The organism is Polaromonas sp. YR568 (genome assembly GCF_900116715.1).
Classification (GTDB): domain Bacteria; phylum Pseudomonadota; class Gammaproteobacteria; order Burkholderiales; family Burkholderiaceae_C; genus Polaromonas.
In genome coordinates this window covers 226,589-250,230 of record NZ_FPBM01000002.1, presented here as the reverse complement: position 1 = coordinate 250,230, position 23,642 = coordinate 226,589, and the positions used below count along the sequence as shown (strand labels likewise).

The following is a 23,642-nucleotide window of genomic DNA, read 5'->3' as shown; positions in this document are numbered from 1 at the left end:
GCCCGAATTATGGCCGAGCGTAATTTGGCGACGGCGGCTGGCAAAATTAGGCACCTTATGAAATTTGCCGAGAAGTCTCTCCGAATCGTCCTCGGCGTCTTGCTGATGGGGGCTGCCGCCAACAGCCTGGCTTTGTCTCTGGGCCGCATGCGCGGCGCGGCGATTGTCGGCCGCCCGCTGGACGCCACGCTGTCCGTGCAACTCGACGCCTCCGAAGGGCTTTCCGCCGTTTGCGCGGCCGTCGACGTGTTCTTCGGCGACAGCCAGGTCTCTTCCAGCAGAGTCCGCGTCGCCACTTCAGCAAGCCCGACGGCCGGTGAAGCCCTGATCAGAATCCGCACGACCTCTGTTGTCGACGAGCCGGTGGTGACTTTGTACGTGCAAGAGGGCTGCCAGCAAAAGAATACGACGCGCAAGTACGTCATGCTGGCGGAAGCGCTGGCTGACAATATCGTCCCCGTCCCCGCAGTTTCGCCCCCCGCGCCGGCGGCGGTGCAACTGCCGGTGGTTCCTGGCACCCGCGATACGCGCGATGCGCGCGGCGCTACGGCGACAGGAGCGGGGGAAGGGCAAGCGGAGTCCGTGCCCCGCGCCGGCGCCCGCAAGGCGTCCAAAGCAAAACCGCAAGCAGATTCAACCGGCATAGATGCCGTGCCCCGGTCCAGCCCCCGAACCGGCGCCATGGCGTTCTCGTTGGCCGCACCACCTGCTCGTCAGGCCCGCAAGGCCAAAGCCGGACCGGAAGCGGCGCAGCCCTCGCGTTCACGCCTCAAGCTTGACCCGATTGACCTGACTGAAGCGCGTGATCCGGTGCTTCGTTCGTCGCCCGAATTACTGACCGCACCTTCGTCGGACCCGGGGCAGAGGGCTGCCGCCGCCGCCTTGTGGCAGGCCTTGAATGCACAGCCCCAAGAGATGGAACGCCACAACCAGCGCCTCAAGTCGCTTGAGGCGGATGTTGCCAACATGCTGGCCCAGGGGCGCAAAACCGACACGGCCATCACGGAGTTGAGAGGCCAGCTCGAGCAGGCGCGCGGTGAGCGCTACGCCAACGGGCTGGTATATGCCCTGGGCGGATTGCTTGCGTTGGCGCTGGCAGCGGCGGCTTTCCTGTGGGTGCGCAGCCGGCAGCAGCAACGGGGCCCGTGGTGGGGGGATGAAGCGGGTGGTGGCAAACGTGGCATGGAGAGCGGTTTTGCCGCAGCCGCGGCGATTGCCGCCGCGGGCACGAGCCGCTCGCAAAAGTCGGTGGTGGACCTCAACCTGGACGATCTCCACGCTGAAAGCACTGAAAGCAGGCCGGCACCCCTGCCGGTAAAACCTGCCAGGGCGCCTGAGGCCAGAGAACATCCGGAGTTTCTTCCCAGCCTGGGAGGTTTGAGCGGGATGCCGCGGATTGTGAACGCCGAAGAGCTTTTCGACGTGCAGCAGCAGGCGGATTTTTTCCTCTCGCTGGGCCATACCGACAAAGCCGTGGAGGTTTTGCTCCACCACATCATGGACAACGTGGAGACCAGCGCGCTGGTGTATCTGGACCTGCTGGACCTGTATCACAAGCTGGGCCGCAGGGACGAGTACGACGCGCTGCGCAAGGATTTCCACCGGATGTTCAATGCCCAGGTGCCGGCGTTTGATGATTACGCGATGGACTCGCACGGGCTGGAGTTTTACGTCGCGGCCCTGACGCGCATTGAATCGTTGTGGCCGACGTCCAAAGTGCTGGACGTGCTGGAAGAGTCGATTTTCCGCAAGCCCGATTCACGCAGCGAGGTTTTCAGCCTTGCGGCTTACCGCGAACTGCTGCTGCTGCATTCCATTGCCAAGAAGGTCATTGCCCCGGTTGCGGATGCGGGGGCGCCTTCTGCGTTGAACACGCCCACCACGAGTTTTGGGCCAACCAACATCCAGCCTTTGTCTGCGAAGCTTCAGGAAACGCCGCCGCCCCTGCCCACCGGGCTGCCCATCCCGCATGCTGCGACTGCCCCTGAGGCAGCGTCTGCAGTCCCGCCCTCGGAGCGTACGGTGGTGCTGGATTTGACCCGGCCTCCTGTGTCGTCCCGGCTGGGACTGGACATTGACCTTAGCCTGGAAGTGGAGGGCGCGCTTGCGCCTTTGCCTTCAATCGTCGTGCCGGATGCGCCGGATGCGTCGCTGGAGCCCAAAGAGGTGAGTAACCTGATCGAGTTTGACCTCGATACGCCTATCGTTACCGCTCCTGTGCCGAAACCCTAGGACTCGCCAGTCCTGTTTTTGAAGCGCGCGAGGGATCGGCTCAGCGCCGCACTTGAAGCGCGCCGGGGTTCACGATATTGGTGGGTGTGCCCTTGATGAAGTTGACGACGTTGTCAAATGCCGCACCAAAGTACAGCTCGTAGCTGTCCTGCTCCACATAACCGATGTGTGGCGTGCAGATGCAGTTTTCGAGGCGAAGCAGTGCATGCCCTTGCAGTATGGGCTCCGACTCAAACACGTCGATCGCTGCCAGGCCGGGCCGGCCGCGGTTGAGTGAGGCAATCAGCGCTTCGGGCTCTATCAGCTCGGCGCGTGAGGTATTGACCAGCAGTGAAGTGGTCTTCATTCGGGACAAATCCTCCAGCGTGACAATGCCGCGGGTTTCGTCGTTCAGCCGCAGGTGCAGGCTGAGTACATCGCTCTGCTCGAAGAATTCGGCCTTGCTGGCGGCGATTTCAAAGCCATCGGCCTTGGCCCGCTCCAGAGAAGCTTCGCGGCCCCAGATGACCACACGCATGCCGAACGCCCGGCCATAACCGGCGACGATTTGCCCGATCTTCCCGTAGCTCCACACGCCCAGAGTCTTGCCCTTGAGCACCGTGCCGATCCCAAAATTGGGCGGCATGGAGGCGGATTTGAGCCCCGCCTGCTGCCAGGCGCCGTGCTTCAGGTGCGCGACGTAGTGGGGGATGCGGCGCGTGGCGGCCATCACCAGTGCCCAGGTGAGTTCGGCCGGTGCGGTGGGCGAACCGGTGCCTTCAGCCACCGCGATCCCGCGCTCGGTGCAGGCTGCGACGTCGACATGGCTGCCGACGCGGCCGGTCTGCACAATCAGCTTGAGTTTGGGCAGTTTTTCAATGACCTGCCTGCTCAGCTGGGTCCGCTCGCGGATGAGGACGATGACATCGGCATCTTTAAGCCGGACGGACAGCTGGCCTATGCCTTTGACAGTGTTGGTATAGACCTTGGCGGGGTAGGCCTCCAGTTTGGCAGCGCAGTTCAGTTTTCGCACTGCGTCCTGGTAGTCGTCGAGGATCACAATATTCATGCCGATATTGTGCCTGCAAGATTTTTCTTCCCGGCGCCAAGGGTTGCCCGAAGGGGCTGATTTTGTATCGTGAAGAAACGATGGCGGCCTCTCTTGAGAGGCTCGCCGGGCTTCAGCAGCCCAATTGCGGCAAGGGCGCTCTTTACTGCGCCTGCAGTGCAGCTTCGCGCTGCGCCATGCGCTCAAGCTCCGCGCACACATCGGCCATGCGGCCGGAGATGACCATGCGGCCGGCGCAGGCGGGGCCGACATTGGAGTCGAACTCCCGGACCACCCGCAGGCGGCTGGGCGCTGGCTTTTTCAATGGAAGCTTGATGATTTTGGCACCCGCTGCCGAGGCGGCTGCGGGCCGAAGCGCCTCGGGGAAGGTGCCCGTGAGAGGGGCGCGGCCCGAGGCAAAGGGCAATACGAGCTGGCGGGCACGTTGGGCAGCCGCAGGCGGGGTGAATTGTCCGGATGATCGTCCGGACGCGTTTTGTGCAGGCACAAACCACGCTGCCAACGCATGCACCGGGGCCAGCAGGACTGACAGCATTGACGAGTGTGAAAAACTGATGATTCCCATGATGAACTCCTGTATGAGAGAGGTTTACACAGGCAGGATTCGAACCGGCAGATCTGCCGGCGGGGCCGCCGCACCAGGGTGTTGGCCATTACGGCCAAACGCCCGCCACCTGGTGAGCGGCCAAATAAGCTGCTTACATCAGCATGGTGTTGCGGATCAAACCGACGGCCAGGCCTTCAAGCTCGAACGGCTCACCCGGTTCGACCACAATGGTTTTGAAGTCGGGGTTTTCGGGCAGAAGCTCGATCACATTTTTGGTACGGCGAAAGCGCTTGACGGTGACTTCCTCACCCAGCCGGGCCACGACGATCTGGCCGTTCTTGGCTTCTTTGGCCTGTTTGACCGCCAGCAGGTCGCCGTCCATGATGCCGACGTCGCGCATGCTCATACCTTTGACTTTGAGCAGGTAATCGGGCTGGCGCTGGAACAGGCTGCTTTCAAAATAATAGGTCTGCTCAATGTGTTCCTGCGCGAGAATCGGGCTGCCAGCAGCAACCCGCCCCACCAGAGGCAGGGCGAGTTGGGCCAGGCTTTGCAACGGCAGGGAAAACTGTTTTGTGCGCGATTCGTTGATGGAGCGCAGGGTGTCGCCACGCAGGCGTATGCCCCGGGAGGTGCCGCTGACGAGTTCGATGACGCCTTTACGGGCCAGCGCCTGAAGATGTTCTTCGGCAGCATTGGCAGATTTGAAGCCCAGTTCGTTAGCGATCTCGGCGCGGGTGGGAGGTGCCCCGGTACGTGCAATGGCGCTCTGGATGAGTTCCAGGATTTGTTGCTGGCGCGCCGTGAGCTTGGGGCCTTCGGAGGGAAAATGCGAAAAATCGTCTAGCGTGCTCATGACCGTTGCTCCTTGAATTAACAGCACCTGGCCGGGTTTATGGCATGCCGCCTTGGCGTGCCGTAACATGGCGAGTAGCTGTTTTAATATCCAGTACCTGTATTTTCATCCAGTTTTTAAAAGATTGCAAGCCCACTTTCTATGCACCGTCAACAAATTGTGATCCTGGGCACCGGCGGCACGATTGCCGGCCGGGCTGAAAGCGCTTCGGACAACGTCGGCTACACCGCGGCCCAGGTCGGCGTCGACCAACTGGTCGCGGCGATTCCCGCCCTGGCCGAAGCCGGCCCCGTCCTGACCGAGCAAGTGGCGCAAATCGACAGCAAGGACATGGGCTTTGCGGTGTGGGCGCGGCTTGCCGCCCGCGTTAACCATTTTCTGGCTCAGCCGGACGTGAAGGGCATCGTCATCACGCATGGCACGGATACGATCGAGGAAACCGCGTATTTCCTGCACGCCGTGTGCCGCCCAGCCAAACCGGTGGTATTGACCTGTGCCATGCGGCCGTCGACCGCGCTGGTGCCGGACGGCCCGCAGAACCTGCTGGACGCGATGGCCGTGGCCCGCCACCCAGATGCCGCAGGCGTGGTGCTGGTTTGCGCGGGAACCGTCCACGGCGCGGTGGATGTGCAGAAGGTGCACACCTACAAGCTGGATGCTTTCAGTTCGGGGGATGCCGGGCCGCTGGGCCACGTCGAGGAAGGCGCCCTGAGAATGTCAAGAAATTGGCCTTCAGTCCCCGTCGATCCTGTGGGAGTAGCGATAAAAACAGTATCGGAACTGGCAGAGCCGGATCGCTGGCCCCGTGTGGAAGTCGTCATGAGCCATGCCGGCGCGAGCGGCGCCGTGGTCCAGGCGCTGCAGGCGCAAGGTGTACAGGGTCTCGTGGTTGCCGGAACGGGCAACGGCTCTCTGCACCAGGACCTGGAGGCGGCCCTGCTGCAGGCGCAGGCCGCGGGCGTGCGGGTGGTGCGCGCAACAAGATGCCCCAATGGCAGGGTGCTACCCGCGCCGAAGGACAAGATCCCTGATTCGCAAGGCCTGAGCCCGGTGAAAGCACGGATCGCGTTGATGCTCCGGTTGATGGCGCCGGCCTGACGGCAGGCTCTGAGGCAGCCCTCGCAATGTTCACCGCACTCAAGACGCATGTCTGGGCTTATCCGGCCCTGGAGATCATCCACATCAGCGGTATTGCACTGCTGCTGGGCAACCTGGTGTTGCTGGAGCTGCGGGTGTTTGGCATGGGCGCCGGCTTGCCGGTGAAAGACCTTGCGCGACTGAGCCTTGGCATTGCAGTGGCGGGTTTTACCCTGGCTGCCGCTTCCGGCTTGCTGATGTTTGCGTCCCAGCCCGCGGAGCTGTTGAGCAACCGCGCCTTTACCCTGAAGATGCTGCTGTTATTGGCGGCGGGATGTAATGCGGCATGGTTTCATGGGCGAGGGTCGGTGGGCAAACTGGATGCCTTGGCCTGTGCGCAAATGGTTTTGTCGACCCTGATCTGGTTGGCTGTTGTGGCTTGCGGCCGCTGGATCGCCTATCTTTGACTCAAGCCCCAAGGAGTGAATGATGAAACGACGTGAAGTGTTGAAGGTGTCGTTGTTCATGGCTGCGGGCGGCGCAGCGCCGTTGGCCGGCGCGCACCATGGCTGGAGCAGTTTTGACCAGGACAGGCCGGTTTACCTGGAGGGCAGGGTGGCCAAGGTGCTGTGGCAAAACCCGCATGCCGAACTTGAAATTGATGTTCCCGCAACGCTCAGGCTACCTTCAGACCTGGCCCAGCGTGTTTTGCCGGCGCAGACGGCGCCTGTGGACGGCAAGGCCTTGCTTGCCAAGGCTGTCTTGCCCAATCGCAAGGATGCGCGCTGGGAAATCGAGCTGGCACCGCTGACGCGCTTGCAGGCGTGGAATCTGGCGGAGATCAAGGCCGGCACCATGGTCTCCGTCGTCGGCTTTACCTTGACCGAAGAAAAGGGCGATGCGGTGGTGCGCGCTGAATACCTGTTTGTCAACGGCAAGGCTTATGGGCTGCGGTCCAGTCCCGCCTGAAAAATGGAACCGGCCGGCAAGGCAAATGACACCAACAAGATAGACAAGAAAAACAAAAGCCCATGAACAAAGCCGTCAGCAGGACGGCTTTCAGGGTGCAGCGGGCCCCACGCCCTTTATTTTTTTGACACTCGCACCAGATAACTCATGCAAACCCCGTACGAACTCGGCAACCACAACCAGACAACCACCTGGGCCGCCTGCATCCAGTTTTATGAAACGCTGGCCCAGCGTTACCCTGCCGTGCTGCAGTTTTCGCAAATCGGCGTGTCGGATGCCGGCATCCCCATCCACGCTGGCATCGTGAGTGCCGACGGTGTGTTTGACCGCGAGCAAATCCAGCGGGCGGGCCGCACCGTCTTTTTTAACAACAACGGCATCCATCCCGGGGAGCCTGAGGGTATAGATGCATGCATGGCGCTGGTGCGCGACCTGTGCCTGGAGCCCGAACGCCTGGCCGCACTGGGCAGTACGGTTTATCTTTTCATTCCTGTCTACAACGTCGACGGCAGCTGCAACCGCAGCAACACCAGCAGGGTCAACCAGGACGGGCCGGAGTCTTTCGGTTTTCGCGGCAACAGCCTGCACCTGGATCTGAACCGCGATTTCATCAAATGCGACAGCCTCAACGCGCAGCTGTTCAACCGCTTCTTCACGGCCTGGGACCCGGACGTGATGGTCGATACCCACACCTCCAATGGCGCGGACTATGCCTATACGATGACCTTGATCCACACTCAGGCCGACAAGCTGGGCGGCGGCTTGGGCGCGTTCTTGCGGAGCAGCATGCTCCCGGCGATTTACCGCGGCATGGAAGCAAGGGGCTGGCCGACTTGCCCCTATGTGAATCCCGTCCACGTGAGTCCCGACCAGGGGATCGCCGATTTCCTCGAGGTGCCCAGGTTCTCAACCGGCTACGCGGCGCTGAACCACACCATAGGCTTTATGCCCGAAACCCACATGCTCAAGCCGTTTGCGGACCGCTATGAATCCATGCGCGCGCTGCTGGACGTGACGCTGGCCTTCACGGTGGCGCATGGGCCGGAGATTCAGGCGCTGCGCCGGCAAGCCCGGCAGCCGGTGGGCGGCAGGGCGCAATGGCCTGTCCGCTGGAAGCTCGATGAAGCACGCCCCTCGCGCGTGCTCTTTAAAGGCTACGCCGCCGTGCGTTCACCCAGCGTGCTGGGCAATTACCAGCGTCTGGCCTATGACAGGAGCCAGCCCTGGGAGCGCGAGATCGACTACTTCACCCACTTTGCCGAGGAAACGGTGGTGCGCGCGCCCGTGGCCTATGTCGTCCCACAGGCCTGGCGTGCTGCGGTCGAACGCCTGGACTGGAACGGCGTGAAGATGGAGCGCCTGGCCGCGGCCCGTACGGTGCAAGCCCAGGTCAGCCGCATCCGGAGTGTGCAGAGCCGCCCAGGCGCCTATGAAGGCCATCTTTTCCATGACGAACTCACGCTGGAAACAAGCCTTCAATCCGTCGAACTGCAAGCCGGCGACTGGTGGGTACCGCTGGACCAGGACAAGGCCCGCTATGCGGTCGAAACCCTGGAGCCGCATGCGCACGACAGCTTTTTCCGCTGGGGATTTTTCAACAGCATTCTCGAGAAGAAAGAGAATTTTTCGGACTATGTCTTTGAAGACATGGCGCTGCAATTGCTCAAGGATGAGCCGGAATTGCGCGCGCACTTTGAGCAGTGGAAGACGGACAACCCAGCGCTGCTGTCCGACCAGAAACAGGTACTGGGCTTTATCTTCGAGAACTGTGCACGTTATGCCGAGGCGCAATGGCGTCGTTACCCTGTGCTCTCGGTTTTTTAAAGACCGCCCATAAAAAAAGCCGTCGGAAGACGGCTTTTTTTCACCCTGAGGCCTTCTTAAGCGGCCAGGGCTTCAAAGGCTCGCGCCGTGATCTGGTCCACCGTGCCCATGCCGCTGATGGCGCGGTATTTGGGTGCGGCATCGGGAGCGACCTTGGCCCAGCCTGAGTAGTAGTCCACCAGGGGGCGGGTCTGGGCGCTGTAGACCTCCAGCCGCTTGCGCACGGTTTCTTCCTTGTCATCGTCGCGCTGGATCAGCGCCTCGCCTGTCACGTCGTCCTTGCCTTCGGCCTTGGGCGGGTTGAATTTGACGTGATAGGTGCGGCCGGAAGCGGGGTGCGACCGGCGTCCGCTCATGCGTTCGATGATGGCTTCAAACGGCACGTCGATTTCCAGCACGTAGTCCAGCTTGACGCCTGCCGATTTCATCGCGTCGGCCTGCGGAATGGTGCGCGGAAAACCGTCGAACAAAAAGCCCTTGGCGCAGTCGGGCTGGGCGATACGTTCCTTGACCAGGTTGATGATCAGGTCGTCGCTGACCAGTGCGCCGGCGTCCATGATTTTTTTGGCCTCGATGCCCAGCGGCGTTCCGGCCTTGACGGCTGCGCGCAGCATGTCGCCGGTGGAAATCTGGGGGATGCCGTATTTTTGGCAGATGAAGGTCGCTTGCGTCCCTTTGCCCGCGCCAGGCGCGCCCAACAAAATCAGTCTCATGGATGTCCTCGGATTTTATGAATTCTTGAAGTCAACCCCGGGCCGGCAAGCCGATGATCCGCTGAGGTTGCTTGACAGGTGTTGAGGGCTGCCCGCACGCCCTGCAGGCCCCACACTTGTGTTTTTCCCAAGGATAGCATGCACGTCCCTGACACCAACTTACAGGCGGCCGCCCTCCCGGGGGGACACCGCGTCAGGAAAACAGCTTGCGGGCGCGGTCCAGGTCTTCGGGGGTGTCGACGCCCGGCCCCGGTGCGTCGTCGGTGATGTGCACGGCAATGCGATGGCCATGCCACAGGGCGCGGAGCTGCTCCAGGCACTCCAGTTGCTCAAGCGGGGACTGGGAGAGGCGGGGGAATTCCCGCAGGAAACCCACCCGGTAGCCATAAATGCCGACATGCCGAAGCGGCTTGGGCAGCTTGCTGCCGGCTTCCCACCAGGCCTGGCCGGCGAAGTCGCGGCCCGCAGGGATAGGGGTACGGCTGAAGTAATGCGCTGTGTGCTGTGCATCCAGCACGACCTTGACCACGTTCGGATTGAGAAAGTCGGCCAACTGGTCGATAGAGTGCGCGGCCGTGCTCATGGCGCAATCGCGCCGTTTGTTGAGCAGATGGGCCACGGCGTCGATCAGCGCCGGGTCAATTAGCGGTTCGTCGCCTTGCACATTCACAACGATCTCGTCGTCCGCCAGGCTTAGTACGCTGCAGGCCTCGGCCAAGCGGTCGCTGCCGCTGGGGTGGTCTATGCGTGTCAGAACCGCCTCGACGCCAAACGCCGCGCAACTTTCGATGATCTCGTTGCTGTCGGTCGCCACGACGGTACGCAGGGCGGTGCTTTGCATGGCGCGCTGGGCCACGCGTACGACCATGGGGGCGCCACCTATGTCGGCCAGCGGTTTGTTGGGCAGTCGGGTAGAGGCCAGCCGGGCCGGAATCAGGACGGTGAAGCTCACAAGCCCAGCTCTTCGTCGGTCAGGGTGCGTGCCTCGGTCTCCAGCAGCACCGGCAGGCCATCGCGCACGGGGTAAGCCAGGCGGGCACCGCGGGAGACGAGCTCCTGCTTCTCCCGGTCGTAGTCGAGTGGGCCTTTGGTCACGGGGCAGACCAGCAGTTCAAGCAATTTGGTGTCCATGCTTCGATGGTAATGGAGAAGAAAGCCGCGACGCCAGCAGTGCGTCGAACCCGGCAAAAAAGGCGGGCTCCGGGGAAAACTCAAGCGGCACGGCCCACAGGTCGAGCCGGGCCGCCTCAGGCAGGCGGAAAAGCTTGACCGCGTCCTTTTCGGTACACAGGACGGTCCGGCCGTCCAGCCCGGCGAGGTCGCTGCCCTTGAACGCGTGGTGGTCGGGCAGGGCAAGGGTCGCCTCAAGTGTCAAACCGCTGTTTTTGAGCATGTCGAAGAAGGCCTGCGGGTTCGCGATGCCGGCCATCGCGGTCAACGGCCGTCCTCGCAAACTGGCCAGCGCGACCCGTTTGCCGTCCACGGCATAGGCTTCATTTGACAGGTGCCGGCTGGACGTGAATCCTTCAAATGCGGGCTGGCGTCCGGTGTGCAGCACAAGGTCAATGCCCTGATGCTTGCGTGCAGGCCAGGCCTCGCGCAACGGGCCTGCCGGCAGCAGCCAGCCGTTGCCAATACCCCGGTCGTCAAATACCGCGATCTCAATATCGCGCTGCAGGGCGTAGTGTTGCAGGCCGTCATCGCAAACCACGACAGCGGTGGATGGATGCGCAGCCAGCAGCGCACACAGGGCCTCGGTGCGCTTGTTGGCGACAAAAACAGGCGCGGCCGTCGCCCGCTGGATGAGGGCCGGTTCGTCGCCGGCTTCTTCAACGCGGGAGCTTGAAGTGACTTCCACGCAATCGGGGCTGGAGCGCCCATAGCCACGGGAAATCACACCTACCGCCAGTTGCTGTGCCTGCAGGTGCTTGACGAGGGCAATCACCAGCGGCGTCTTTCCGGCGCCGCCCGCAATCACGTTGCCAACCACGATGACCGGCACTCCAGAACGTTCGGATCTGAGGAATCCGTGGCGGTACAAGATCCTGCGCAGGTGGACCAGCAGCCCATAAACCTGCGCCAGCGGCCAGAGCAGGCAAGCCAGCCATCCCCGGTTGAGCCAGGCCTTCTGCAGGGTTTGTTTCACGCGGTTCAAGCCGTCTGGCCGGAAGGTTTGAAGGCGGCGGGCAAAGGAGCCTGAGCCTACTTCGCTCCGGCCATCGCGGCGCTCTGGGTGGCAAACGTGATTTGCGTGAGGCCATGCCGGCGGGCGGCCTCCATGACGGTGATGACCGCCTGGTGGGTTGCGCTGGCGTCGGCGCTGATGATGATGACGCTTTCCTTGCCGGCCTTGGCGGCTTCGGCGAGCGCGGCGCCCAGCGCTTCAATGCTGCGGCCTTCGACCAGCGTCTTGTTGACCATGTAGCGGCCGTCGCTGCTGACGGCAACGATGACTTCCTTGGGATAGTCGCGCTGCTGCTCTGCATCGGCAATCGGCAGCTTCACCTGAAGTTCCGTGAATTTGCTGTAGGTGGTCGACAGCATCAGGAAGATCAGCACCACAAGCAATACATCGATGAAGGGGATCAGGTTGATCTCCGGCTCGTCATGAGGATGAGGACGGAAGTTCATAGCTCGTCCTCCGCTGGCAGCGCCACCGTGCGCAGCGCCGGGCCGCCCCAAGCAAGCACAGCCCCCTCGGGGGGCAGCGCATTACACGAAGTGAAAAGCGTGGGGGCTTTTGTCATTTGCGCAGGTTGTTGAGGTGGCGCACGAAACGCTCGGCAGCAAGCTCCATGGTCAGCAGGTAGCCGTCTACGCGAGCCCGGAAGTAGCGCCAGAAAATCAGCGAGGGAATCGCCACCATCAGGCCGAATGCCGTGTTGTAAAGGGCGATGGAAATGCCTTGCGCCAGTTGCGCCGGGTTGCCCCCGGCGGCGTTGCTGACGCCACCGCCGCCAGCCTGGGAGCCGAAGATTTCGATCATGCCGATCACCGTGCCCAGGAGGCCGAGCAGGGGCGCGGCGGAGGCAATGGTTGCCAGGGCCGCGAGATAGCGTTCCAGCTTGTGCGCCGCCTGGCGTCCGGCGCCCTCCAGGGTGGCGCGCAAGTCGTCTTCGCTGATCCGCGGGTTCGCGTTCAGGGCGCGAAAGCCGCTGGCAAGCACCTCGCCAAGCAATGAATTCTGCTCAAGTTGCGCCACGACATCGGGCGAGGGGATGGCTGCGCGTGAAACCGTAATGGCTTCGTCAAGCAGTTTGGGAGGGGCGACTTTGCGGATTTTGAGGCTGGTAAAACGCTCAATAACCAGCGCCAGAGCCAAGACGGAACAGGCAACCAGAGGCCAGATCGGCCAGCCTGCGGCTTGTATGATCGAAAACAATGCACATCTCCAAGCAGATAATTTGTGGTGGATTATGGCTTACAGAAATTGCAGCACCCGACCGGCGGCGCATCATTCGCGATTGTTTGCAAGATCATGTTTTGTAAGACGTAACCCACAGAAGCTGTGGATAACTTTGTGAGCAAGTGATGGTGGAAGAGGCCACAGGCCGCACCAAATCGTGCGTATGACAAAACGATGAAATTTTGAGCAGAATTAAGTTATTCAAAATCAATGAGTTATACGAAGCTATCGCATTTCCCGCAGCAAAGTAGTGGTTTTGCCCATGCTGGACGGTGCTCTGTGGAGTACTACCCCTGCGAAATCAAGGGGTTTAGGCGTGTTTGAGACTCCGTCTCATTCTGAAAAACCTTTTTTGCCCGGACGCGAAGCGGGTGTTCGTATCTGGCCCGTGGGCTCTTTGCTGCGCGCGATTGCGGACAGTCTCGAGGCTCGTTTCAACCCTGTAGCCGTGCAAGGTGAAATCAGCGGGTTTTCGCGGGCAGCCAGCGGGCATTGCTATTTTTCCCTGAAAGACGAGCAGGGGCAGGTTCGCTGCGCCATGTTTCGCCGTGCGGCCGGCCTGCTGGACTTTTCGCCGCGCGACGGCCAATTGGTCGAGTTGCGGGGGCGCCTGGGCGTTTATGAGCCGCGCGGGGAGTTGCAACTGGTCGTGGAGTCCATGCGCCAGGCGGGGCAAGGCAACCTGTTCGAGCAGTTTCTGCTGCTAAAGGCCAAGCTGGAAACTGAAGGCCTTTTCGATACCGGCCGGAAAAGGCCCTTGCCCGTCATGCCGCGCGCCATCGGCGTCATCACATCCCTGGGGGCTGCTGCCTTGCATGACGTGGTGAGCGCGCTGCAGCGGCGTGTGCCGCACATTCCCGTGGTGATTTACCCGGCCACTGTGCAGGGTGCCCAGGCGGCGGGCGAGTTGCGGGGGGCATTGCTGAAGGCGTATCAAAGGCGGGAGCAGGACAAGGTGGATGTTCTGCTCCTGGTGCGCGGCGGCGGCGCGATGGAGGATTTGTGGGCCTTCAACGACGAGCAGCTTGCGCGCACCATTGTTGAGGCTCCCATGCCGGTGATCAGCGGCGTGGGCCATGAAACCGATTTCACCATTGCTGATTTTTGTGCGGATGTGCGGGCCCCTACACCGACCGCCGCGGCCGAACTTTGTGCGCAACCGCAAAGCGTGTGGCTGGGGGCGCTGGGGCTGGCCTTGTCGCGGTTGCAAAATGGCGTTGACCGCCAGATGCAGTCGCACAGCCAGCGCCTGGACTGGGCGGCGTCCCGGGTGGGCAGGCCATCCCACCTGGTGACACGGCAACACGCCCGTCTGGCGGGGCTGGGCCAGAGTCTGAACCACGCGGTGCGTTCAGCCTTGCAGCACGAACGCGTCAGGCTGAAAGCGCTGAGCACGGACTTTCCCCGGGAGGTGGAAGGCAGCTTGCAGCGCGGCCTGCAGCGGGTCGAGCGCGCGCAGTTGCGGCTTGAGCTGCTGGACCCCAAGCTGGTCCTGAAGCGCGGCTATGCCTGGCTCGCCGACCTTCAAGGTGAGCCCATCACCAGTCCTGAAAAAACGCACGTGGGCCAACCGGTGCGCGCTACCCTTGCCGGCGGCGAGGTCGATTTGACAGTCTCTGCGCGCCGCCTGATTTAGTTTTTACAATGGCCCGGACAGCGTTCACAACAGTTTTCACAAAAGTTCATTCATCACCACGAGGAAAATCATGGAACACAAGCTCCCACCGCTCCCTTACCCGATCGACGCCCTGGCGCCGCATTACAGCCAGGAAGCCTTTGAATACCATCATGGCAAGCACCACAATGCTTACGTGGTGAACCTCAACAACCTGCAAAAGGGCACCGAGTTCGAGTCGATGACGCTCGAAGAGATCGTCAAAAAATCCAGCGGTGGCGTGTACAACAACGCAGCCCAGATCTGGAACCACACCTTCTTCTGGAGCTGCATGAAGCCCGCGGGTGGCGGCGAACCCAGCGGCGCGCTGGCAGCGGCGATCAACGCCAAGTTCGGCTCTTACGCCGCCTTCAAGGAAGCCTTTGTCAAGTCGGCCGTGGGCAATTTCGGTTCCGGCTGGACCTGGCTGGTCAAGAAAGCCGACGGCACGGTGGACATCGTCAACACCGGCCCTGCCGGCACTCCGCTCACCACCGCAGACAAAGCCCTGCTGACGGTTGACGTCTGGGAACATGCCTACTACATCGACTACCGCAACCTGCGCCCCAAGTTTGTGGAAACCTTCCTGTCCAATCTGGTCAACTGGAGTTTTGCGGAAGCCAACTTCGCCTGATTGCCTGGGTCACGCTTCTGGCGTGCACAAAAAAGCCGACTTCAGTCGGCTTTTTTTGTTTCGGGCGGAGTTTAGGCTGGGGAAAGATCAGCGCTTTGCCTCAAAAGGCGGGCCGCCCAGTTTGCTGCCGGCCTTGATACCTTTTTTGGCGAACCAGCCCTTGTTCATTTCCAGCACATAGCGTACTGGTTGCGCCGAGCAGTGGGCATCGGTGGTTTGCGGCTTCATGTCCGCCAGGTTCACGATGGTGCCGTCGTCTGCCACAAAAGCAGCCGTCAGGGGCAGCAGGGTGTTTTTCATCCAGAAGCATTGCTGGCTGGCTTGCTCGAACACGAAGATCATGCCTTCTTGCTGCGGCATCTCCTTGCGAAACATCAGGCCGATTTGCCGTTGCTCGGGCGTGAATGCGACTTGCGCATCAATCAGGTGCATGCCTGCTGTGAGTTTGACGCGCTGCAGATTCATCTGCGGGCCTTCCTGTGCGGAGACGAGCATCGGAGAAAGCAAGGCAGCCAGGGTAAAGGCGAGGCCCAGGAATGCCTTGCCATAAGATGCCGCGCCGGATTTTGAAAACATAGAGTCACCACGCATAAAGTTGATTTGCCAGCATAAACGACGCGCATAAAAAATGCCCGCACGCGGCGGGCATTCTGACCGAAGTCACCAGGAATTTACTTCTTGGCTTCAGCTTTCTTGGCGTCAGCCTTTGCTTTCTTGGCAGCGGCGGCTTCAGCCTTCTTGGCGGCAGCTGCTTCAGCCTTTGCCTTCTTTGCAGCAGCAGCTTCAGCTTTCTTGGCAGCAGCGGCGTCAGCCTTTGCCTTCTTGTCGGCAGCAGCTTTTTCTTTCTTTGCGGCTGCAGCGGCTGCTTTTTCTTCCTTGGTGGGCTTGGCTGGCTTGGCAGCTGGGGTAGCGGCAGGAGCAGCAGCGGGAGCTGGTGCGGCTGCGGCGGCAGGAGCGGAAGCAGGCTTGGCAGGAGCTTGTGCGTATGCACCAACAGCGAAGAGGCCAGCGATCAAAGCAGCGAGGATCTTGTTCATTTGGAATTTCCTTAATACTTAATAATGTGATTGGAAAAAGTACCCCGAACTTCTCGGAGGCCCTACCGTAACGAGCCCCGTTCGCAAGCCGTTGACACAAGCCCCCAAATTCTTTTGCCCAATGCTTTTACGGCTAGAATTTAGGGGTTTTTACCTAAACTGCTACGCGGCGTACCTACCCACGCCAGAGCGCTCACCGGAGACTTCCCTACATGTACCAGCACATCAAAGTGCCTTCCCAAGGCCAGAAAATCACTGTCAACGCCGACAACTCCCTGAACGTGCCTGACGAACCCGTCATTCCGTTCATCGAAGGCGACGGCACCGGCGCCGACATCACGCCGGTCATGTTGAAGGTGGTGGATGCTGCTGTTGCCAAGGCCTACGGCGGCAAGAAAAAGATTCACTGGATGGAGGTGTATGCCGGTGAAAAATCCACCAAGGTCTACGGCCCGGACGTGTGGCTGCCTGAAGAAACCCTGCACGCCGTGCGCGACTACGTGGTGTCCATCAAGGGCCCGCTGACGACCCCTGTGGGCGGCGGTATCCGCAGCCTGAACGTTGCGCTGCGCCAGGAACTCGACCTTTACGTCTGCCTGCGCCCCATCCAGTACTTCGCCGGCGTTCCTTCGCCCGTCAAAGAGCCGCAGAAGACCAACATGGTCATCTTCCGTGAGAACTCGGAAGACATCTACGCCGGTATCGAGTTCGAGTCCGGCAGCGACAAGGCCAAAAAGCTGATCAAGTTCCTGCAGGACGAGATGGGCGTCAAGAAAATCCGCTTCCCGAACACCTCCGGCATCGGCATCAAGCCGGTTTCCAGCGAAGGTACCGAGCGCCTGGTGCGCAAGGCCATCCAGTACGCCATTGACAACGACAAGTCCAGTGTGACCATCGTGCACAAGGGCAACATCATGAAGTTCACCGAAGGCGGTTTCCGTGACTGGGCTTACGCCCTGGCCAAGAAGGAATTCGGCGCGGTGGAAATTGACGGCGGCCCATGGATGAAGTTCAAGAACCCGAAAACCGGCAAGGAAATCACCGTTAAGGACAGCATCGCCGACGCCTTCCTGCAGCAGATTCTGCTGCGCCCCGCTGAATACAGCGTGATCGCGACCCTGAACCTGAACGGCGACTATGTTTCCGACGCGCTGGCGGCCCAGGTCGGCGGTATCGGCATCGCCCCCGGCGCCAACCTGAGCGACACCGTCGCCATGTTTGAAGCTACCCACGGCACGGCGCCCAAGTACGCCGGCAAAGACTATGTCAACCCCGGCTCCGAGATCCTCTCGGCCGAGATGATGCTGCGCCACATGGGCTGGACCAAGGCTGCCGACCTGATCATCAGCTCCATGGAAAAATCCATTGAGTCCAAGAAGGTGACTTATGACTTCGCGCGCCTCATGGAAGGTGCGACGCAGGTCAGCTGCTCCGGCTTTGGCCAGGTCATGATCGACCACATGTAAAAAGCGCCGAAGCGGGCCCAGCCCTCTATTTTGAAGCCGCCCGGGAGCAATCCCGAGGCGGTTTTTTCTTGTCCGTAAAAAAGGCAAAAAATCACGCTTGAATGTCGCGTTCCCGCCACCAATTTCCCTACCAGGCGCACTGAGCAACATCGGTGGCTAGAATGAATTCCATGGCAACCAAGTCTCCCAAAACCCCTAACTCCCCGGTGCAGCATCCGGTTCCTGCCGTCAGGCCGGATAACGGCAACGGAGGAGAGTCGGTTGTACTGGAGCGCCGCCCGCAAAAGACCAAACCACCGCAGATGTACCAGGTGGTGCTGCTCAATGACGATTACACCCCGATGGAGTTTGTGGTGGTCGTTATTCAGGAATTCTTCAATAAAGACCGTGAAACCGCCACGCAGATCATGCTGAAGATCCATCTGGACGGTAAAGGCGTTTGCGGCGTCTTCTCCAAAGACGTGGCTGCCACCAAGGTTGACCAGGTCACCGAAGCCGCCCGCAAAAACGGCCATCCACTGCAGTGTGTCAGTGAGCCCATTGAATAATCGTAAATCCGGCCAATATTCGAGCTATAAGTCAGTAAAGTAACCCAAGCAAGCCGAAAGGAAGATCAATGATTGCCCAGGAATTAGAAGTCAGCTTGCACATGGCGTTTGTCGAGGCGCGTCAGCAGCGCCACGAGTTCATCACCGTTGAGCACCTACTGCTTGCCTTGCTGGACAACCCCAGTGCCGCCGAAGTGCTGCGCGCCTGCTCCGCCAACGTCGATGATTTGCGCAAGTCGCTTGCCAACTTCATCAAGGACAACACCCCACAGGTGGCGGGCACCGATGATGTCGACACGCAGCCTACGCTGGGCTTCCAGCGTGTGATCCAGCGCGCCATCATGCATGTGCAGTCCACCGGCAACGGCAAGAAAGAAGTCACCGGCGCCAATGTGCTGGTCGCCATTTTTGGTGAAAAAGACTCGCACGCCGTGTATTACCTCCACCAGCAAGGCGTGACCCGCCTGGACGTGGTGAACTTCATCGCGCACGGCATCAAGAAGAGTGACCCGCCCGAGCCCGCCAAGGCCGGCGAGAGCGCTGCCGAGAACGAAGAGGGCGGCGAGAAAAACGAAAAGGCGTCTCCGCTCGAGCAGTTCACCGTCAACCTGAACCAGCTCGCCAAGGAAGGCAAGATTGATCCGCTTATCGGCCGTCAGTACGAAGTCGAGCGCGTCATTCAAATCCTCTGCCGCCGCCGCAAGAACAACCCGCTGCTGGTCGGTGAGGCTGGCGTTGGCAAAACGGCGATTGCCGAGGGCCTGGCTTGGCGCATCACGCAAAAAGACGTGCCCGAGATCCTGGCCGAAGCCAATGTGTATTCGCTCGACATGGGCGCCTTGCTCGCGGGCACCAAGTACCGCGGCGACTTCGAGCAGCGCCTGAAGGGCGTGCTCAAGGCGCTGAAAGACAAGCCCAACGGCATTCTCTTCATCGACGAAATCCACACCCTGATCGGTGCCGGTGCGGCTTCGGGCGGCACGCTGGATGCGTCCAATCTGCTCAAACCCGCCCTCAGCTCGGGCCAGCTCAAGTGCATCGGTGCGACCACCTTCTCCGAATACCGCGGTATCTTTGAAAAAGATGCGGCCCTGTCACGCCGCTTCCAGAAGGTCGACGTGGTTGAGCCGACCGTGCAGGAAACCGTTGATATCTTGAAGGGCCTGAAGTCGCGCTTTGAAGAGCACCACAGCGTCAAGTACGCCGTGGCTGCCCTGCAGGCCGCGGCCGAGCTCAGCGCCAAGTACATCAATGACCGTCACCTGCCTGACAAGGCAATCGACGTGATCGATGAAGCCGGCGCCGCCCAGCGCATCCTGCCTGCGTCCAAACGCAAGAAGATCATCAGCAAGGCCGAGGTCGAAGAGATCGTGGCCAAGATCGCCCGCATTCCGCCCGCCAACGTCTCCAACGACGACCGCGGCAAGCTCAAGACGCTGGAACGCGATCTCAAGAGCGTGGTTTTCGGTCAGGACAAGGCACTCGACGTGCTGGCGTCCGCCGTCAAGATGGCGCGCTCGGGCCTGGGCAAGGACGACAAGCCGATCGGCTCCTTCTTGTTCTCCGGCCCCACGGGCGTCGGCAAGACGGAAGCCGCCAAGCAGCTGGCCTACATCATGGGTATTGAGCTCATCCGCTTCGACATGTCGGAGTACATGGAGCGCCATGCCGTGAGCCGCCTGATTGGCGCACCTCCGGGCTATGTCGGTTTCGACCAGGGCGGCCTGCTGACCGAGGCCATCACCAAGAAGCCGCATGCGGTGCTGCTGCTCGACGAGATCGAGAAGGCGCACCCGGACATCTTCAACGTGCTGCTGCAGGTCATGGACCACGGCACGCTGACAGACAACAACGGGCGCAAGGCTGACTTCCGCAACGTGATCATCGTCATGACCACCAATGCCGGTGCCGAGACGATGAACAAGGCGACCATAGGCTTTACCAACCCGCGCGAGTCTGGCGACGAGATGGCTGACATCAAGCGCCTGTTCACGCCCGAGTTCCGCAACCGCCTGGACGCAACCGTGAGCTTCAAGGCGCTGGATGAAGCCGTCATCCTGCGTGTGGTCGACAAGTTCCTGCTGCAGCTTGAAACGCAACTGGCCGAGAAGAAGGTGGAAGTCACCTTCACCGACACGCTGCGCAAGTACCTCGGCAAGAAAGGTTTCGACCCGCTGATGGGTGCGCGCCCGATGCAGCGCCTGATCCAGGACACGATTCGCCGCGCCCTGGCCGACGAGCTGCTGTTCGGCCGCCTGATCGACGGTGGCCGCCTGACGGTCGACATGAAAGTGACGACCGACGAGAAGGGCGTCGAGACCGGCGAGGTCGAGCTCGACATCCAGCCGCTGCCCAAGAAAGAGGGCAAGGCCAAGCCTGAAGCCGAAGCGGCAGAGACCAACTAAGCCAAGCCAAGGCAGGCGCTGATTTTTCAGCACCCACCCAAAAGGCCGGTAGCATCACGCTATCGGCCTTTTTTCATGTCCGCCAGCGCCGTCCACTCTTTGAAACCCCGCCTTGACGCTTCCTGAACTCAGCTCCGAATGGAAAACCGGCCTGTCCCTGGCCTGGAGCATCTATATTGCGGTGCTGTCGATCTGGATCGTGATGCAAAAGCGCGCCCCGGTGTCCACCATGAGCTGGATACTGTCGCTGGCCTTGCTGCCCTTCGCGGGTTTTGTCATCTATTACTTCCTGGGGCCCCAGCGCCTGAAGAAGCAGCGCCTCAAACGTCTGCGCAGCCGTGCCGGTGAACGCGCAAGTGACGACCTCGCACTCTTGCGCGAGGCCGCCCAGAGAGCGCCGGAGGCCCTGCGGCAGATGGCCGCGCTGGGCACGGCCGCCTGCGGCCTGCCGGTGTCCAGCGCGACCGCGGTTGAGCTGCTGTCGGGCGGCGCGCGCACCTTCGACAGCATCTTCGAGGCGATTCGCGGCGCACGCGACCATATTCACCTCGAGTACTACATCTTCGAGCCCGACCAGATCGGCACCGCTCTGCGCGACCTGCTGGTGCAAAAAGCCGGTGAGGGCGTCAGCGTGCGCCTGCTGGTCGATGCCATCGGCTCACAGCGCCTGGGCAGCAGGTTTCTGGCGCCGCTGGAGGATGCCGGCGGGCACGTCGCCTTCTTCCACGACACCCGCATAGGCCGCCGGCTGCGCCCGGTGACCAACTACCGCACCCACCGCAAAATCGTGGTGTGCGACGGCGCCATCGGCTTTACCGGCGGCGTCAACATCACCGACGAAGAAGACATGCGCACACGCAAGGACGCCTATCACGACGTTCACCTGCGTATTGAAGGCAGCGCCGTGCGCTGGCTGCAAACCACCTTCCTGGAAGACTGGGCCTACACCACCGGCGAATACCCCAGCGACAAGAACCGGGCGCTGCCGCACCTGCTGCCGCAGCTCTTGCCCGACGCAGAAGCCGGCGATATCCCGGTGCAGATCATCACCAGCGGGCCCGACACCACGCTGGAGCCCATACACCGCATGCATGTCGCGGCCATCAACGCCTCCTGCCAGCGCGCCTGGCTGACCACACCATACTTTGTGCCTGGCGAGCCCGCGCTGATGGCGCTCACCAGCGCTGCGCTGCGCGGCGTTGACGTACGCTTGCTGGTGCCGCGCCGCAGCGACAGCCTGATCGTCAGCGCCGCCGCGCGCTCCTACTACGACGAGCTGATTGACGCCGGCGTGAAGGTGTGGGAGTACAAGGCCCGCATGCTGCATTCCAAGACGCTGGTGGTCGATGACAACTGCGCCATGGCCGGCACCGCCAATTTTGACAACCGCAGCTTTCGCCTGAACTTCGAGGTCATGGCGGTGGTGTACGGCCCGGCGCTGACGGGGCCTCTGGCGGCACAGTTCGAAACCGACCTGCGCAGTGCGGCCCCCGTGCGCGCCCACAGGCCGCAGCGCTTTTTGATGCGGCTGGCCGACGCCACGGCACGGCTGTTTTCTCCCTTGCTTTAATTCTTTCGAGACGCTCCATGGCTTCCCACACCTTTCTCTGGCACGACTACGAGACCTTCGGCATCAACCCGCGCCGCGACAGGCCCGCGCAGTTTGCCGGCATACGCACTGACGCCGAGCTCAATGAAATCGGCGAGCCGCTGATGATTTACTGCAAGCCCGCCAACGACTACCTGCCGGATCCGGAGTCCTGCCTCCTCACCGGCATCACGCCGCAGCTGTGCCTGGAGCGCGGCGTGGCCGAGCATGAGTTCGCCGCAAAGATTGAAGCTGTACTGGCCGAGCCCGGCACCATAGGCGTGGGCTACAACACCATCCGCTTTGACGACGAAGTCACGCGCCACCTGTTCTGGCGCAACCTGATAGACCCTTACGCGCGCGAATGGCAAAACGACTGCGGCCGCTGGGATCTATTGGACGTGGTGCGCATGTGCTACGCCCTGCGGCCCGAAGGCATCGTCTGGCCGCGCAAACCCGACGAGCGCTTTCCTGATGACCCCAGCGTGACCCGTCCCAGCTTCAAGCTCGAAGACCTGGCGCGTGCCAATGGCCTGATGCACGATGCGGCGCACGACGCGCTGTCCGACGTGCGCGCCACGATTGCCCTGGCGCGCCTGATACGCCAGGCCCAGCCCAGGCTGTTCGACTTCGCCCTGAGCCTGCACAAGAAGGACCGCGTCGCCACCGAACTCGGCCTGCCCACCAGCCCGCAGACGGCCCAGCCTTTTTTGCACATATCAGGCATGTTCCCGCCCGAGCGTGGTTGCCTCGCCGTCATGTGGCCACTGGCAACGCACCCCACCAACAAGAACGAGCTGCTAGCCTGGGATTTGTCACAAGACCCGAGCGAATTGCCGCTGCTGGATGTCGCCACGCTGCGCCAGCGCCTCTTCAGCAAATCGTCCGAGCTGCCCGAAGGCGTGCAACGCCTGCCCATCAAGTCAGTGCACCTGAACAAGTCGCCCATGGTCGTTCGCAAGCTCGCCACGCTGACGCCCGAGATGGCGGCCAAGTGGGGCGTTGACATCGATGCCGCACTGGCCAACGCCGAAAAAGCCGCCAGCCTGCCCGACATGAGCGCGATCTGGCCTGAAGTCTTCCAGCGCCCCAAAGAGGCCGCGGCCGATGTCGACGAAGACCTCTATGGCGGCTTTATCAACAACGCCGACCGGCGGCGCCTGAACCAGCTGCGCGCCCTGTCGCCGGCCGAGCTGGCCCACAGTCGCACCGGTTTTGATGATGACCGGCTGGAGGAAATATTGTTCCGCTACCGCGCCCGTAATTTTCCCGAGACCCTGTCGCCTGAAGATGCCGAGCGGTGGGAGGCGCACAGAGTGGCCTGGCTGCTGGAGGGCGAGGGTGGAGCGCGTAATGTGGATGCGTTGTTTGCCCGGATTGATGTGTTGTCGGAGACGGCTGATGAGCGGGGGGAGGAGATTTTGGGGGCGCTTTATGAGTATGCGGAGTTTGTAGCGCCCGAGGTTTAGCTAGGTCGGATCTTGCTCCGGCCTTGCGCGCTTGTCTGAGAGCTGCTGGCCGGGGGTGGCCCGGCGGCCAGTAACTTTCTTTTGCTTCGCCAAAAGAAAGTCACCAAAGAAAAGGCGACCCGCAGTCTGGGTCCCTGCGCTTCGCTTCGGGCAACCTGCGGTGCTCGAG

At 61.6% G+C, this 23,642-nt stretch carries 23 protein-coding genes; 12 read left to right on the top strand and 11 right to left on the bottom strand.

Annotation, left to right across the window (positions count from 1 at the left end; genetic code table 11):
- Positions 1–57: 57 nt before the first annotated feature.
- Complete coding sequence (locus BM408_RS05675) at positions 58–2,232, top strand: type IV pilus assembly protein FimV (RefSeq protein ID WP_092127822.1); 2,175 nt, start codon at positions 58–60, stop codon at positions 2,230–2,232.
- Between the two features lie 40 nt (positions 2,233–2,272).
- On the opposite strand, the gene BM408_RS05670 is transcribed toward BM408_RS05675, so the two are convergent.
- From BM408_RS05670 to lexA, 3 genes are all read right to left on the bottom strand, one after another.
- On the bottom strand, positions 2,273–3,280 hold the full coding sequence (locus BM408_RS05670) for a D-2-hydroxyacid dehydrogenase family protein (protein ID WP_092127820.1): 1,008 nt from the start codon (positions 3,278–3,280) through the stop codon (positions 2,273–2,275).
- A gap of 142 nt (positions 3,281–3,422) precedes the next feature.
- Positions 3,423–3,845 (bottom strand): hypothetical protein, encoded by a 423-nt coding sequence (locus BM408_RS05665; RefSeq protein WP_092127818.1) that lies wholly within the window; start codon positions 3,843–3,845, stop codon positions 3,423–3,425.
- A gap of 133 nt (positions 3,846–3,978) precedes the next feature.
- The gene (gene lexA / locus BM408_RS05660; protein WP_092127816.1) at positions 3,979–4,683 is read right to left on the bottom strand and encodes a transcriptional repressor LexA; all 705 of its coding nucleotides are present in this window, start codon (positions 4,681–4,683) and stop codon (positions 3,979–3,981) included.
- Positions 4,684–4,824: 141 nt separating this feature from the next.
- Between lexA and BM408_RS05655 the strand changes: the two genes are divergently transcribed.
- The 4 genes from BM408_RS05655 to BM408_RS05640 all read left to right on the top strand — a co-directional run bounded on the left by BM408_RS05655 (position 4,825) and on the right by BM408_RS05640 (position 8,553).
- Positions 4,825–5,781 (top strand): asparaginase, encoded by a 957-nt coding sequence (locus BM408_RS05655; RefSeq protein ID WP_092127814.1) that lies wholly within the window; start codon positions 4,825–4,827, stop codon positions 5,779–5,781.
- Positions 5,782–5,807: 26 nt separating this feature from the next.
- A complete protein-coding gene (locus BM408_RS05650) occupies positions 5,808–6,227 on the top strand; it encodes a hypothetical protein (protein WP_092127812.1) in 420 nt (139 codons plus the stop codon).
- 22 nt (positions 6,228–6,249) lie between these two features.
- Complete coding sequence (locus BM408_RS05645; protein WP_371326991.1) at positions 6,250–6,729, top strand: DUF6152 family protein; 480 nt, start codon at positions 6,250–6,252, stop codon at positions 6,727–6,729.
- Between the two features lie 147 nt (positions 6,730–6,876).
- On the top strand, positions 6,877–8,553 hold the full coding sequence (locus BM408_RS05640) for a M14 family zinc carboxypeptidase (RefSeq protein ID WP_092127808.1): 1,677 nt from the start codon (positions 6,877–6,879) through the stop codon (positions 8,551–8,553).
- A gap of 56 nt (positions 8,554–8,609) precedes the next feature.
- Here the strand turns inward: BM408_RS05640 and adk are convergent, their stop codons facing one another.
- The 6 genes from adk to BM408_RS05610 form a co-directional block, all read right to left on the bottom strand.
- Positions 8,610–9,266, bottom strand: a complete 657-nt coding sequence (adk, locus tag BM408_RS05635; protein WP_092127806.1) for an adenylate kinase — start codon at positions 9,264–9,266, stop codon at positions 8,610–8,612.
- Between the two features lie 193 nt (positions 9,267–9,459).
- Positions 9,460–10,218, bottom strand: coding sequence for a 3-deoxy-manno-octulosonate cytidylyltransferase (gene kdsB / locus BM408_RS05630; protein ID WP_092127804.1), 759 nt, complete (start codon positions 10,216–10,218; stop codon positions 9,460–9,462).
- On the bottom strand, positions 10,215–10,397 hold the full coding sequence (locus tag BM408_RS05625) for a Trm112 family protein (protein WP_092127802.1): 183 nt from the start codon (positions 10,395–10,397) through the stop codon (positions 10,215–10,217). Before BM408_RS05625 ends, kdsB begins: the two co-directional genes overlap by 4 nt.
- Positions 10,378–11,412, bottom strand: coding sequence for a tetraacyldisaccharide 4'-kinase (gene lpxK, locus BM408_RS05620; protein ID WP_092128496.1), 1,035 nt, complete (start codon positions 11,410–11,412; stop codon positions 10,378–10,380). The genes BM408_RS05625 and lpxK overlap by 20 nt, the downstream gene beginning before the upstream one ends.
- A gap of 56 nt (positions 11,413–11,468) precedes the next feature.
- Positions 11,469–11,897 (bottom strand): ExbD/TolR family protein, encoded by a 429-nt coding sequence (locus BM408_RS05615; RefSeq protein WP_092127800.1) that lies wholly within the window; start codon positions 11,895–11,897, stop codon positions 11,469–11,471.
- A 112-nt stretch (positions 11,898–12,009) separates the two neighbouring features.
- Positions 12,010–12,648 carry a MotA/TolQ/ExbB proton channel family protein gene (locus BM408_RS05610; protein WP_092127798.1) on the bottom strand — a complete coding sequence of 213 codons (639 nt, stop codon included), beginning with the start codon at positions 12,646–12,648 and terminating at the stop codon, positions 12,010–12,012.
- Positions 12,649–13,024: 376 nt separating this feature from the next.
- Here BM408_RS05610 and xseA point away from each other — a divergent pair, with 376 nt between their 5' ends.
- Positions 13,025–14,308, top strand: coding sequence for an exodeoxyribonuclease VII large subunit (gene xseA, locus BM408_RS05605; RefSeq protein ID WP_371326990.1), 1,284 nt, complete (start codon positions 13,025–13,027; stop codon positions 14,306–14,308).
- A gap of 70 nt (positions 14,309–14,378) precedes the next feature.
- Entirely contained in the window at positions 14,379–14,960 is a 582-nt protein-coding gene (locus BM408_RS05600) for a superoxide dismutase (RefSeq protein WP_092127794.1), read from the top strand.
- A gap of 87 nt (positions 14,961–15,047) precedes the next feature.
- Here the strand turns inward: BM408_RS05600 and BM408_RS05595 are convergent, their stop codons facing one another.
- On the bottom strand, positions 15,048–15,536 hold the full coding sequence (locus BM408_RS05595) for a DUF192 domain-containing protein (RefSeq protein WP_254774714.1): 489 nt from the start codon (positions 15,534–15,536) through the stop codon (positions 15,048–15,050).
- Between the two features lie 95 nt (positions 15,537–15,631).
- Entirely contained in the window at positions 15,632–15,997 is a 366-nt protein-coding gene (locus BM408_RS05590; protein WP_092127790.1) for a cell envelope biogenesis protein TolA, read from the bottom strand.
- A gap of 212 nt (positions 15,998–16,209) precedes the next feature.
- Between BM408_RS05590 and icd the strand changes: the two genes are divergently transcribed.
- From icd to sbcB, 5 genes are all read left to right on the top strand, one after another.
- Entirely contained in the window at positions 16,210–17,463 is a 1,254-nt protein-coding gene (icd, locus tag BM408_RS05585; protein WP_092127788.1) for an NADP-dependent isocitrate dehydrogenase, read from the top strand.
- A gap of 170 nt (positions 17,464–17,633) precedes the next feature.
- Positions 17,634–18,011, top strand: coding sequence for an ATP-dependent Clp protease adapter ClpS (gene clpS / locus BM408_RS05580; RefSeq protein WP_092127786.1), 378 nt, complete (start codon positions 17,634–17,636; stop codon positions 18,009–18,011).
- 68 nt (positions 18,012–18,079) lie between these two features.
- Complete coding sequence (gene clpA, locus BM408_RS05575; protein WP_092127784.1) at positions 18,080–20,416, top strand: ATP-dependent Clp protease ATP-binding subunit ClpA; 2,337 nt, start codon at positions 18,080–18,082, stop codon at positions 20,414–20,416.
- Between the two features lie 112 nt (positions 20,417–20,528).
- Positions 20,529–21,986 (top strand): cardiolipin synthase, encoded by a 1,458-nt coding sequence (gene cls, locus BM408_RS05570; protein ID WP_092127782.1) that lies wholly within the window; start codon positions 20,529–20,531, stop codon positions 21,984–21,986.
- Positions 21,987–22,003: 17 nt separating this feature from the next.
- Positions 22,004–23,473 carry an exodeoxyribonuclease I gene (gene sbcB, locus BM408_RS05565; RefSeq protein WP_092127780.1) on the top strand — a complete coding sequence of 490 codons (1,470 nt, stop codon included), beginning with the start codon at positions 22,004–22,006 and terminating at the stop codon, positions 23,471–23,473.
- Positions 23,474–23,642 lie beyond the last annotated feature (169 nt).